This window comes from Sphingomonadaceae bacterium OTU29LAMAA1, assembly GCA_024072375.1.
Classification (GTDB): Bacteria; Pseudomonadota; Alphaproteobacteria; order Sphingomonadales; family Sphingomonadaceae; genus Sphingomonas.
This window is the reverse complement of record CP099617.1, coordinates 214,429-227,307: the sequence shown is the minus strand read 5'-3', so window position 1 is coordinate 227,307 and position 12,879 is coordinate 214,429. Positions and strand designations below refer to the sequence as shown.

Below are 12,879 nucleotides of genomic sequence, written 5' to 3'. Positions count from 1 at the left end.
CGACGCTCGTGGCTCTGGGCTCCTGCGTTCGCAGGAGCACGGAAATTATTGCAGCGAGGGCGGCGGGGTTGATTTGCGCAGGGTGCCGGTGAAGCTGGCGATCGTCGGCCTGTCGTCCTGCACGACCAGACCGCGGAGGAAGAGCATGCGGCTGGTTTCGCGCAACAGTTCGATGCGCGCCTCCATCGGCACGCCGATCGTGCCGCCGCCGATGAACTGGGCCGACAGGTCGAGCGTCACCGCACCCCCTGCCCCGAGCACGCCGAAGCCGCGCGACGCCGCGAACAGCGCCACGTCCATGAAGCCGAGCAGCGCGCCGCCGTGGACATGGCCCCGCATGTTGGAATGTTCGTGCCGCGGCAGCATCCGGACGCGGGCGACGCCGCCCTCGACGCGGACGTGCAGCGGTTCGATGAACGCATTGTAGCGCGTGGTGTCGCGGAACTGCCAGCGTTTCCAGCCCGGCAGCTCCGGATCGTCCTCGTAACTGAAGACCGGTGAAGGCGTGTCAGTCACCGTCGATTACAGGATGCGCTCGGCTTCCATCTTCTTGACCTCGGCGATCGCCTTGGCCGGATTGAGGCCCTTGGGACAGGTGTTCGCACAGTTCATGATCGTGTGGCAGCGATACAGGCGGAACGGATCCTCGAGCTGGTCGAGCCGCTCGCCGGTCATCTCGTCGCGGCTGTCGGCGAGCCAGCGATACGCCTGGAGCAGGATCGCGGGGCCGAGGAACTTGTCGGCGTTCCACCAATAGCTGGGGCAGGATGTCGAGCAGCAGGCGCACAGGATGCATTCGTACAGCCCGTCGAGCTTTGCGCGATCCTCGGGCGACTGGAGCCGCTCCTTGCCCGAAGGCGGCGGCGATACCGTCTGCATCCACGGCTTGATGGAGCTGTACTGCGCGTAGAAGTGCGTGAAGTCGGGGACGAGATCCTTGATGACGTCCATCGCCGGCAGCGGGGTGATCTTCACCTCGCCCTTCACGTCCTCGATCGCGGTGGTGCAGGCGAGCCCGTTGCGACCGTCGATGTTCATCGAGCACGATCCGCAGATGCCCTCGCGGCAGGACCGGCGGAAGGTGAGCGAGGAATCCTGCTCGGCCTTCATCTTGATCAGCGCGTCGAGCACCATCGGGCCGCAATCGTCGAGATTGATCTCGAACGTGTCGTAGCGCGGGTTCTCGGCGGTATCGGGGTCGTAGCGATAAACCTTGAAGGTCTTGATGCGCTTGGCGTCACCGGTCGTTTTATGGACCTTCCCCTTTGCCTTGACCTTGCTGTTCTTGGGCAGGGTGAACTCGGCCATCGCCGCTACGCTCCTATTGAATGCTGCGTTGCGGCTATGCCTTTCGGGGGCGCGGCGCAACCCCCGAGAGATAAGGCCGGGATCAGATCACATCAAGAACGAGGCCACGGTCGCGCGCCTCTTCCGCCTCGATATACCAGTTGGATGGCGCCTTGCTCTGCAATTCCTCGAAGGTGACGCCAGAGCCGCGGACGATGTCGCGGAAGCCCTCTTCCTGAATCTTCACCGATTCCTCGATCTCGTGCAGCTTGGCCTTGAGCATTGCCGGCAGTGTCGTCAGGGGGCCGGACAGGTTGATCGTGCTCGTCATCGAACGTTCGTGCAGCATCAGCCGGGTGCCGCGGGTCAGGAACCGCTTTTCGACCGGGAACGCTGACATGAAGGTCGCACCGGCAGAATAGACCGCAACCTTGCCGAGAAACAGTATTTCGCGACCGGAATAATCCCGTAGCAGACGGATATCGGCGCCCATCGCGCGGCCCATTTCGGGATCGCCGCCGAGCGTGGTGATCGACACGACCAGCGGGCCGTCCTGCGGCGCGTCCGCCAGCTGCGTCTTGAAGCGCGCGTACATCATGTCGTCGACCACGCCGTGGAGCTGGATGTGGGGGAACGCGAGCAAGGGATATTTGCTGGCGGTGTTCGCGGAGTTGTTGTCGGTCATGGCGCGGCGAACCCCTGCGGTGCAGCAATGTTCCGATGCGGACGCATGGCTGACGGATTGTCCGCGTGCCGGCGCCATCGCAGGGAACCGGCGCCGCCGCTGAGGCGCTTGACCAGTTCCACGCTGCCGGAGACGATCGCCCATGAAATCAATGCTCAAGCCGCTGTCCGAGCAAGTGATCGTCATTACCGGGGCGAGTTCCGGCATCGGGCTGGAAACGGCGCAGTCGGCCGCGCGCCAAGGGGCCAAGGTGGTGCTCGTCGCACGCGACGGGGAAGCCCTGCAAAGCATCGTGGCAGAAATCACCGCCGCTGGCGGCACCGCGGATTTCCATGCCGCCGATGTCGGCGACCCCGAGGCGGTTCGTGCGGCGGCCAGCCACGCCGTCCAGCGCTTCGGACGGATCGACACCTGGGTGAACAACGCGGGCAGCGCCATCTATGGCAAACTGCTCGACGTTCCGGACGACGAGCACCGCCAGCTGTTTCGCACCAACTATTTCGGGATGGTGCACGGATGCCGCGCCGCGGTGCCGCATCTGCGGGATGCCGGCGGCGCGCTGATCACGATCGGCTCGATCGCGTCGGACATGCCGAGCCCGCTGATGGGCGCCTATGCCGCGACGAAGCATGCTGCAAAGGCCTATGTCGACACGCTGCGCATGGAACTGGCGACCGAAGGCGTACCGATCGTCGTCACGCTCGTGAAGCCATCGGGTATCGATACGCCGGTCGCGCAGCATGCCATCAATCACGCCGGCGGCGAGGCTCAGGTGCCGCCCCCGGTATATGACCCGAAGCTGGTTGCCGATGCGATCCTGTTCTGTGCGACGCATCCGAAGCGGGACCTGACCGTGGGCGGCGCCGGTCGCGCGCAGGCGCTGTTCGCGGCGCATTTCCCGCATCTGTTCGATCGCCTCGCGCCGAAGGCAGCGGCGAGCTTCGTCGATCCGACGAAGGAACAGCCCGGCCCCGGCAACCTGTTCGCCAGCACCGCGACCGGTCGCGTGCGTTCGGGCGAGCATCCCGCGGCGCGCACAACCAGCCTCTACACCGCCGCGGCCAAGCATCCCGGCATCACCGCCGCCGTCGCTGCGACCATCGCGGCCGGCGTCGGCGCGTTCGTTTACGGCCATCCATCGCGTGATCCCGACCGGCCGGCGCGTATCGGCAGGCAAGGTGATCGGGCATGAGCGGCGTCGACTGGCGCATGAGCGCGGTGCTCGCCAACGTCGAGCGCGGCGGGAACGAAGTGCCGGAGGTGACGAGCCTGGAGAATGCCGTCCGTGCGTGGCTGGCGCTCGACAACACGTTGCAGAACGACGCGATCCTGCGACCCGAGCATCCGGTGGTGCTGGACGGCGAACGGGTGACCGTATTGGCAGGGCAGGCGATCCGGACATTGGCGGATCGGCTGGGTTGATGGGTCCGGCGTGTCGCTGAACGGCTGGGTTAGGGTGCGCCTCGTTGATGACGGCCGACGTCACTGCCAGTCATTGCGAGCGTAGCGAAGCAATCCAAGGTCGGATCAGGACGCCCTGGATTGCTTCGCCACACTTGCAATGACGGAATCAGCGGGTCAGCTCACGCCGCCCGGAACATCTCCGGCGGGAGCGCCATCAGCGACTCCGCGCCGCCTTCGATCTTGCGGCGGAGCGCGCCAGCGTCGGGGCAGATCCGCTCGGCAAAGAAACGCGCCGTCACCAGCTTGGCGTCGAGGAAGGCGGTGTCGCCCTCGCCTGCCGTCTTCAGCTCGGCTGCGGCCTTGGCCATGCGGAGCCACATCAGGCCGGTCGCGACGATGCCCATCAGGTGCATGTAGGGCACCGCGCCGGCACCGACGTTCTCCGGGTTCTTCATGCCGTTTGCCATGAACCACATCGTCGCCGCCTGAAGCTCGCCCAGCGCCTTCTTCAGCGCGCCGGCGATGACGGCGGTCGCCTCGACGCCCTCGGCCGCCGCGGTTTCCTCGGCGACGATCTTGAACAGCGCCTGCACCGCACGGCCGCCCTTGGTGGCTAGCTTGCGGCCGACGAGGTCCATCGCCTGCACGCCGTTGGTGCCTTCGTAGATCATCGCGATCCGGGCATCGCGGACATACTGCTCCATGCCCCATTCGGCGATATAGCCGTGGCCGCCATAAACCTGCTGCGCGTTGGTCGCGACCTCATAGCCCTTGTCGGTGCCGACGCCCTTGATGACCGGGGTCAGCAGGCCGATGAGGTCGCCGGCCATCTCGCGCTCTTCCTCGGTCGCGCCGTGATGTTCGAGATCGACCTGGAGCGCACCCCAGAGACAGAGCGCGCGCAGGCCCTCGGTCCACGCCTTGCCCTCCATCAGCATGCGGCGGATGTCGGGATGCACGAACAGCGTGTCGGCCTTTTCGTTCGGCTCCTTCGCACCCGTGAGCGCGCGGCCCTGACGCCGGTCCTCGGCGTACTGGACGGCGTTCTGGTATGCTACTTCGGCAATGCCGAGACCTTGCAGGCCGACGCCGAGACGCGCGGCGTTCATCATGATGAACATCGCGGCGAGACCCTTCATCTCCTCGCCGACCAGCCAGCCCTTGGCGCCGTCATAGTTCATGACGCAGGTCGAATTGGCGTGGATGCCCATCTTGTGCTCGATCGAGCCGCAGGTGACGGCATTGCGTTCGCCGAGCGATCCGTCCTCGTTGACCATCACCTTGGGCACCACGAACAGGCTGATGCCCTTCGAGCTGTCGGGCGCGCCCGGCGTCTTCGCCAGTACGAGGTGGATGATGTTGTCGGTGAGGTCGTGCTCGCCCGCCGAGATGAAGATCTTGGTGCCGGTGATCGCATACGATCCGTCCGCCTGCGGCTCCGCCTTGGTGCGGATCAGGCCGAGATCGGTGCCGCACTGCGGCTCCGTCAGGTTCATCGTGCCGCCCCATTCGCCCGACACCATCTTGGGGACGTACATCGCCTGCTGTTCGGGCGAGCCCTTGGCGACCAGCGCAGCGATGGCACCATGGGTCAGGCCAGGATACATCGCGAACGCCATGTTCGACGAGATCATATACTCCTGGAAAGCGATCGACACGACGTGCGGCATGCCCTGCCCGCCGTACTCCGGCGCGTTGCCCAGCGTCGCCCAGCCGCTCTCGACATACTGGCTGTACGCTTCCTTGAAGCCGGCGGGCGTGGTGACCCGGCCGTCCTCATGCCGCGTGCAGCCTTCCTGATCGCCCGACAGGTTGAGCGGGAACAGCACGTCCGCGACGAAGCGGCCGCCCTCTTCCAGCACCGCCTCGACCACGTCCGGGGTCGCGGCGTCGAAACCGGGCAGGTTGCTGTAGTTTTGCAGGCCGACGACATGCTCCAGGATGAAGCGGGTATCGCGGACGGGGGGCGTATACTGGGGCATCTGGTTATCCCTAAAATTAGGCTTGTTTGTCGCTGACGTGGACGGCCTCGACGACCGTCACGAATTCGTTGAGTTCGGCGATGGCGGCGTCGATGTCCTGCTTCTGCCGTTCGAGCAGCGCGATCCGCGCGCGGCAGCGGTCGATCGACACCTGCCGCTGGATGCGCCGGCCATCGCCGACGTCGTACAGGTCGATCATCTCGCGGATTTCGCCGAGCGAGAAACCGACCCGCTTGCCGCGCAATATCCACGCCAGCCGGGCGCGATCGCGGTGCGAATAGATGCGCTGCGTGCCCCGCCGCTCGGGCGCGATCAGCCCCTCGTCCTCGTAAAAGCGCAACGCACGTGCGGTGACGCCGAACTCGTCGGACAAGTCGGAAATCGTGAAATGGTCGCGATCGTGGCGATGCTCGATCAGGGCATAAGCGGGTGACGAGGCCATGCCGGACGAGTTACATCACGTTTACGTCAACGTCAATCTACTCACCTGCGGGGCAGAGCAACTTTCCCGATGGCGCGCGCAGCGTCTCCGCTTCGGATGCGGAGGCGCTGAGATGGTCGACGGTGAGCGCGGCGAGCGAGGCGCGGCCGGTGCACAAGCGATCGCAGACGCCCGGCACCTCGGCGGGAAAGACGATGCGATCGCCCTCGAAATCGGCGGTGAACCGGCACGCGCCGAAGGTGACGGCGATACGGTCGCCGCGCCGTTGCGCGGTGCCGGACGCGGCACAGCCCTGCCCTTCGCCGTAGTCGATCAGCGCGCCGATCCGAGCCGTATCCCCCTGCCGCTCCACGACGCAGACGCGGTCGGTGTCGCGCGCCCATGAACCGGCGAGGCTCGCTCTGGCGGGATCGGTCACCAGCCCCGCCTGCACCGCCGCCGCCTCCAGCCGTGCGCCCGGCGTGTCCTGCGCCGGCTGCGGCTGCGATCCGCACGCGGCCAGCAGCAGCGCGAGTGCGGGCGACACCCTCATCCGATCGTCTGCAACCGGTCGCCGTCGATGCGGCGGTAGAAACAGCTGGTCGCGCCGGTGTGGCAGGCTGGCCCGGCAGCATCGGCAATCACCCAGATCGCGTCCTGATCGCAATCGATCCGCATCTCGACCACGCGCAGCACGTTGCCCGACGTTTCGCCCTTCTTCCACAGCCGCTGGCGACTGCGCGACCAGAAGGTCGCCTCCCCGCTCGCCTGCGTCGCGGCGAGCGCGTCGGCGTTCATGTGCGCGACCATCAGCAGCGCGCCGGCGCGTGTGGTGACGACGGCGGTGACGAGGCCGGCGGCGTCGTATTTGGGATCGAGGACGAGTTCGGTTTCGCGGGTGTCGGACATGGGCAAGGCTCTACAAGGCTGCGAGGCAAGGACCAAGCACCTCATGCCCCCGTGCTCCTGCGCCACGCAGGAGCCCAGAGCCACGAACGGTGCAGCTTCTTACCCTGGGCTCCTGCGTGGCGCAGGAGCACAACACCTATCCCGCCGCCCGCAGCTCTTCCGGTTCATGCGCATGCACCCGCGCCAGCGCCTCGCCCTCCAGCTTCGCCAGTTCCACCAGCGTCTGGTCGAGCGCGTCGCGCTGCGCCTCCAGTTCGACGATCCGCATCCGCACCCGCTCGGCCAGCGCGCGCATTTGTTCCAGATGCTGCGGGTCGGCGTCGTACAGGTCGAGGAACTCTGCGATGTCGGTCAGCGAGAACCCCAGCCGCTTGCCGCGCAGGATCAACTGCATCCGCGCGATCTCGCGCCGGCGATAGACGCGGGTCGTGCCGATCCGGCAGGGCTCGATCAGCCCCTTGTCCTCATAGAAGCGCAACGTTCGGGGGGTGATGCCGAGCATGTCGGCCACCTCCTGAATCCCTTGCAGGTCCCCCTTATCGTCCATCACCCGCTCCCGATCCTGCGGTCTAACGCGCCGCTTTCTGCAACTCCTCCTCGACCAGCTCCTTCTTCGAAAGCTTGCCGATCAGCGTCTTGGGCAGAGTGTCGCGGATTTCGACCTCGCGGGGAAGCTCGATCTTGCTGATTTTGTCGCGCAGGAAATCGCGCAGGGCGGCACCGGTGACGACGCCCGGTTCGTTGAGCACGACGAAGGCCTTGGGTGCCTGTCCACGATGCGTGTCGGGCACGCCGATCACCACCGCCTCGACCACCGCGGGATGTTCGTACAGCGCTTCCTCGATCACGCGCGGATAGACGTTGTAGCCGCCGCACAGGATCAGGTCCTTGATCCGGTCGACGATGAACAGATAGCCGTCCTCATCCAGATAGCCGACATCGCCGGTGCGCAGCGCACCGTCGGCGAACACCGCCTCGGTCGCCGCCGGATTGTGCCAATAGCCGGACATTACCTGCGGCCCGCGCGCGCAGATCTCGCCCTTCTCGCCCGCGGGCATGATCCGCGCCGGGTTCTCGCGGTCGCGGATCTCGATCGTCGTGCCGGGGAACGGCAGGCCGGCCGATCCCTCCTTGTTCACTCCCTCGAACGGGTTGCAGGTGATGATCGGCGAGGCTTCGGACAGGCCATAGCCCTCGACCAGCTTCGATCCGGTATTCGCCTCGAACGCATGCCGCACCTCGATCGGCAGCGGCGCGCCGCCCGAGATACAGACCTTGACCGACGACAGGTCGGGCCGCTGGTCCGCACCCAGGTTGGCGAGCACGTTGTAGATCGTCGGCACGGCGGGGAAGTAGGTTGGCCGCGTCCGCTTCAACGTCGACAGCAATTGCTTCAATTCGAATCGCGGCAGCAGGATCATCTCCGCCCCCACCAACGTGCCGAAGGTCAGCACATTGGTCAGCGCGAAGACGTGGAACAACGGCAGCACACCGAGCACGCGATCCTGTTCGGCGTTCTCGCCACCGACATGGACCAGCATCGCATCGGTGTTGGCGACGATATTGGCATGGGACAGCATCGCCGCCTTGGGCACGCCGGTGGTGCCGCCGGTATATTGCAGCACCGCGACCTCGTCCGGAGCGACGGGGACCGACGTCGGCTTGCCACCCTTCGCCATCAGGTCGGCAAAGAACAGATGCTGCGGCGTACGCGGTGCCCGGCCGATCTCGCCCCGCTTGACGATCCGGTAGGCGAACTTCTTGAACGTCGGCAGCACGTCCGCGATCGGACAACTGATGACGTGACGGATGCCAGTCTCGCCCGCCACCTTCAAAACGCGCGCCTGGATATCCGCGACATCGGGTGTGACGATGATCTCCGCCCCCGAATCCTCGACCAGATGCGTCAACTCCCGCTCGACGTAGAGCGGATTGACGTTGACGACGATCCCGCCCGCCTTCAGCGTCGCGTAGAACAGGATGGGATAATACGGCGTGTTCGGCAGACACAGCGCGACGCGCGTCCCCTTCACCACCCCCAACGCCTGCAACCCCGCCGCCGCACGATCAACCGCCGCGCCCAGATCGCCCCAGGTCGTGATCCGCCCCATGAAGTCGATCGCCGCACGATCCGGAAAGCGCGCCACCGACCGGTCGAGCATATCGCCGAGCAGCCGCGGGTTGGCTGGCAGCGGCACGCCTTGCTTGATCGCCAGCGGCGCAGCCGCTTCGATGTTGGCGGTTTCGCTCATCAATGCTTCCTCTCGAACTCTACCATCGAGCATATTGTCCGCTCGTGCCACTTGACGTAATGGGAAGGTATCGCACCTATACGGCATACCGCAAGCTCGAATGCCAATCAGAGAGGATATCATGACCAACGTCGTCATCGCCGGTTACGCGCGCTCGCCGTTCCACCTCGCCGGCAAGGGCGCGCTCGCCCGCGTCCGTCCCGACGATCTCGCCGCGCAGACGATCCGCGGGCTGATCGCAAAGACCGGCGTCGATGCCGCGGAGATCGAGGATATCATCCTCGGCTGCGCCTTCCCCGAGGGCGAACAGGGTCTTAACGTCGCGCGGCTGATCGGGGTGCTCGCCGACCTGCCGCTGTCGGTCGGTGGCATGACGGTCAACCGCTTCTGCGGATCGTCGATGAGCGCGATCCACATCGCGATGGGCCAGATCCAGATCGGCGCGGGCGAGGCGTTCATCTGCGCCGGCCTCGAATCGATGAGCCGCATCCCTATGGGCGGCTACAATCCCCTCCCCAACCCGGTGCTCGCGAAGGCGAACCCCGGCGCGTACATGGGGATGGGCGACACGGCGGAGAACGTCGCGACCAAATACCAGATCACCCGCGGCGAGCAGGACGCCTTTGCGGTGAAGAGCCAGCACAAGGCCGCGGCCGCGCGCGCCGACGGTCGCCTGACCGACGAGATCGTGCCGATCACTACCAAGGCGGGCACGGTCAGCGAGGACGGCACGATCCGCTCCGACACCACCGTTGAAGCGCTCGGCGGACTCAAGCCCGCGTTCAGCCTGGAAGGGTCGGTGACCGCCGGCACCTCGTCGCCGCTGACCGATGGCGCGTCTGCGGTGCTGGTGACCTCGGAAGAGTTCGCGCAGAAGCACGGTCTCAAGATCCTCGCCCGCATCGTCGCGGTCGGCGTTTCGGGCATCGAGCCCGAGACGATGGGCCTCGGCCCGATCAGCGCCTCGCAAAAGGCGCTGTCGCGCGCGGGCATCAAGGTCGGCGACCTCGACGTGGTCGAAATCAACGAAGCCTTCGCCAGCCAGGCGATCGCCTGCATCCGCGACCTCGGCCTGAAAGAAGAGACGATCAACCTCGACGGCGGCGCGATCGCGATCGGCCATCCGCTCGGCGCGACCGGCGCGCGCATCGTCGGCAAGGCGGCAGCGCTGCTGGAGCGCGAGGGCGGCCGCTATGCACTGGCGACCCAGTGCATCGGCGGCGGTCAGGGCATCGCCACGGTGCTGGAGCGCGCATAATGGCTGACCAGATCAAGAAAGTCTGCGTGATCGGTGCGGGCGTCATGGGCGCCGGCATCGCCGCTCAGGTCGCCAACGCCGGTATTCCCGTGCTGCTGCTCGACATCCTCCCTCGCGAGGGTGACGACCGCGACGCCGTCGCCAAGGGGGCGGTCGCCAAGATGCTCAAGACCGAACCCGCCCCCTTCATGTCGAAGGGCGCGGCGAAGCTGGTCGAAACCGGCAACATCGACGACCATCTCGGCCGCGTTGCCGAATGCGACTGGATCGTCGAGGCGATCGTCGAACGGCTCGACATCAAGCAGGCGCTCTACGCCAAGCTCGAAGCGCTCAAGCGTCCCGGCACCGCGGTGTCGTCGAACACCTCGACGATTCCCTTGGGCAACCTCGTCGAGGGCCGCTCGGACCAGTTCAAGGCCGATTTCCTCATCACCCACTTCTTCAATCCGCCGCGCTACATGCGGCTGATCGAAATCGTGCGCGGCGAGCACACCAATTCCGCCGTCGCCGAAAAGGTCGAGGATTTCGTCGACCGCTTCATGGGCAAGCGCATCGTCCGCGCCAAGGACACGCCCGGCTTCATCGCGAACCGCATCGGCACCTATTGGCTCGCCGTCGCGATCAACGCGGCGATGGATCAGGGACTGACCGTCGAGGAGGCCGACCAGATCGGCGGCCGTCCGATGGGCGTACCCAAGACCGGCATCTTCGGCCTCGTCGATCTCGTCGGCGTCGACCTGATGCCGCTGCTGTCTAAAAGCCTGTCGTCCACCCTGCCGCAGGGCGACCCCTATTTCGACACGGTGCGCGACATGCCGCTGGTCGACAAGATGATCGCCGAGGGCTTTACGGGGCGCAAGGGTAAGGGCGGCTTTTACCGCTTCGACAAGGCGACCAAGACCAAACTCGCGCTCGACCTGGCCACCGGCGAATACCGCGAGGGGCAGAAGCCCGCCGCACTGCTGCCCAAGGCGGAAAAGGACCTCGCCGCCCTCATCGCCACCCCCGGCAAGGTCGGCGACTATGCCTGGGAAATCCTCGGCAAGACCTTGTCCTACGCGGCGATGCTGGTCGGCGAAGCGGCAGACGATATCGTCGCGATCGATGACGCGATGAAGCTCGGCTATAACTGGAAGTTCGGTCCGTTCGAGCTGCTCGACCGGATCGGTGCCGCCATCTTCGCCGCCCGCCTGCGCGACGAGGGCCGCGAGGTTCCCGCCATCCTCGACACGGCCGGCAACCGCAGCTTCTACCGCGTGGTCGAGGGCAAGCGCCAGTTCCTCACCCTCGCCGGCGACTATCGGGACGTCGTCCGCGGTGACGGCGTGCTGTTGCTGGAGGATATCAAGCTCGCCTCGGAACCGCGCCTCAAGAACGCCTCCGCGGCGCTCTGGGACGTCGGCGATGGCGTCGCGGCGCTCGAGTTCACCACCAAGATGAACGCGCTCGACGGCGAAATCATGGGCCTGATCCAGCAAGCGATCCCGCTGGTGCAGGAACGCTTCAAGGCGCTGGTGATCTACAACGAAGGGTCGAACTTTTCCGCCGGCGCCAACCTCGGCATGGCGATGTTCGCAGTCGCCGCAGGCATGTGGGGCGAGATCGAGAAGCTGATCTCGGGCGGGCAACAGGCGCTGAAGGCGCTGAAATACGCCCCCTTCCCCGTCATCGCCGCGCCCGCCGGCATGGCGGTGGGCGGTGGTTGCGAGGTGCTGCTCCATTCCGACGCGGTGCAGGCGCATGCCGAAACCTATGTCGGGCTGGTCGAATGCGGCGTCGGCCTGCTCCCCGGCTGGGGCGGCAACGGCGAGATGCTCGATCGCATGGCCAAGTCGCCGATGATGCCGCGCGGCCCGATGCCCGCGGTCGCCAAGGCGTTCGAGACGATCTCGACCGCGCAGGTATCCAAGTCGGCGGCGCTGGCGAAGGAGATGATGTTCCTCCGCACGTCGGACGGCATCACGATGAACCGCGACCGGTTGCTGGCGGACGCCAAGGCCAAGGCGCTGTCGCTGGTCGACGGCTATAAGGCCCCCGAAAAGCCGACCTTCCGCCTGCCCGGCGAAAGCGGCCGCGTCGGCATTGCGGGCGTCGTCGATGGCTTCCGCAAAAAGGGCATGGCCACGGAATATGACGAGGTCGTCTCGGCGCGTCTGGCGAATGTCCTCACCGGCGGCGAGGCCGATCTGGTCGACATCGTGCAGGAGGACGACCTGCTGACGCTGGAACGCGAGGCGTTCATGGAAGCGGTACGCGATCCCCGCACCCAGGCGCGCGTCCAGCAGATGCTGACGACGGGCAAACCACTGCGCAACTGACGCATCCTTCATATTCCTCCCCCGCAAGGGGGAGGTGGCGCCGCAAAGCGGTGACGGAGGGGGAGGTAAGCGACGCACTCTAAACTTGGAGTGCATCGCCCACCTCCCCTCCACCATTCGGCTGGCGCCGAACGGTCCCCCTCCCCCTCGCGAGGGAAGAATATTAGGCGTCTTGGCACCGATCCACCCCACGATCGTTACGCCCGCATCACCTCATGCCGCCGCAATGAACGACATGACACTTGACACATCTTGCCAATCCCCTAACCGAGCCGCCAACTGCCGTATACGGCAGGGCGCTCGCCATTAGGTCACCGTTCATCCAGCGGCTGCCACAGGTGACGTTCAACGTGACCGTACAGT

13 protein-coding genes are annotated in these 12,879 nt (G+C 66.0%); 4 read left to right on the top strand and 9 right to left on the bottom strand.

The annotated features are described in order from the left end of the window. Positions 1–45 precede the first annotated feature (45 nt). The 3 genes from NF699_01445 to NF699_01435 all read right to left on the bottom strand — a co-directional run bounded on the left by NF699_01445 (position 46) and on the right by NF699_01435 (position 1,972). Positions 46–516, bottom strand: coding sequence for a PaaI family thioesterase (locus tag NF699_01445; GenBank protein ID USU05396.1), 471 nt, complete (start codon positions 514–516; stop codon positions 46–48). A gap of 6 nt (positions 517–522) precedes the next feature. Continuing rightward, a complete protein-coding gene (locus NF699_01440) occupies positions 523–1,308 on the bottom strand; it encodes a succinate dehydrogenase iron-sulfur subunit (protein USU05395.1) in 786 nt (261 codons plus the stop codon). Between the two features lie 82 nt (positions 1,309–1,390). Continuing rightward, positions 1,391–1,972, bottom strand: a complete 582-nt coding sequence (locus tag NF699_01435) for an ATP-dependent Clp protease proteolytic subunit (protein USU05394.1) — start codon at positions 1,970–1,972, stop codon at positions 1,391–1,393. 142 nt (positions 1,973–2,114) lie between these two features. Here NF699_01435 and NF699_01430 point away from each other — a divergent pair, with 142 nt between their 5' ends. Next, positions 2,115–3,164, top strand: a complete 1,050-nt coding sequence (locus NF699_01430) for an SDR family oxidoreductase (GenBank protein ID USU05393.1) — start codon at positions 2,115–2,117, stop codon at positions 3,162–3,164. Next, positions 3,161–3,394 (top strand): hypothetical protein, encoded by a 234-nt coding sequence (locus NF699_01425; GenBank protein USU05392.1) that lies wholly within the window; start codon positions 3,161–3,163, stop codon positions 3,392–3,394. Before NF699_01430 ends, NF699_01425 begins: the two co-directional genes overlap by 4 nt. Positions 3,395–3,555: 161 nt before the next feature. Here the strand turns inward: NF699_01425 and NF699_01420 are convergent, their stop codons facing one another. The 6 genes from NF699_01420 to NF699_01395 form a co-directional block, all read right to left on the bottom strand. Further along, entirely contained in the window at positions 3,556–5,358 is a 1,803-nt protein-coding gene (locus NF699_01420) for an acyl-CoA dehydrogenase C-terminal domain-containing protein (GenBank protein ID USU05391.1), read from the bottom strand. Positions 5,359–5,374: 16 nt separating this feature from the next. Next, complete coding sequence (locus NF699_01415; GenBank protein ID USU05390.1) at positions 5,375–5,800, bottom strand: MerR family DNA-binding transcriptional regulator; 426 nt, start codon at positions 5,798–5,800, stop codon at positions 5,375–5,377. A gap of 37 nt (positions 5,801–5,837) precedes the next feature. Continuing rightward, entirely contained in the window at positions 5,838–6,332 is a 495-nt protein-coding gene (locus NF699_01410; protein USU05389.1) for a hypothetical protein, read from the bottom strand. Further along, positions 6,329–6,688, bottom strand: coding sequence for a phosphoribosyl-AMP cyclohydrolase (hisI, locus tag NF699_01405; protein USU05388.1), 360 nt, complete (start codon positions 6,686–6,688; stop codon positions 6,329–6,331). Before hisI ends, NF699_01410 begins: the two co-directional genes overlap by 4 nt. A 136-nt stretch (positions 6,689–6,824) precedes the next feature. Next, complete coding sequence (locus tag NF699_01400; protein USU05387.1) at positions 6,825–7,235, bottom strand: MerR family DNA-binding transcriptional regulator; 411 nt, start codon at positions 7,233–7,235, stop codon at positions 6,825–6,827. 22 nt (positions 7,236–7,257) lie between these two features. Beyond that, entirely contained in the window at positions 7,258–8,940 is a 1,683-nt protein-coding gene (locus NF699_01395) for a long-chain fatty acid--CoA ligase (GenBank protein USU05386.1), read from the bottom strand. A 121-nt stretch (positions 8,941–9,061) separates the two neighbouring features. Here NF699_01395 and NF699_01390 point away from each other — a divergent pair, with 121 nt between their 5' ends. Further along, on the top strand, positions 9,062–10,198 hold the full coding sequence (locus NF699_01390; GenBank protein USU05385.1) for a thiolase family protein: 1,137 nt from the start codon (positions 9,062–9,064) through the stop codon (positions 10,196–10,198). Continuing rightward, positions 10,198–12,516: a 3-hydroxyacyl-CoA dehydrogenase NAD-binding domain-containing protein gene (locus NF699_01385; protein USU05384.1), complete on the top strand. Its 2,319-nt coding sequence runs from the start codon at positions 10,198–10,200 to the stop codon at positions 12,514–12,516. Before NF699_01390 ends, NF699_01385 begins: the two co-directional genes overlap by 1 nt. Positions 12,517–12,879 lie beyond the last annotated feature (363 nt).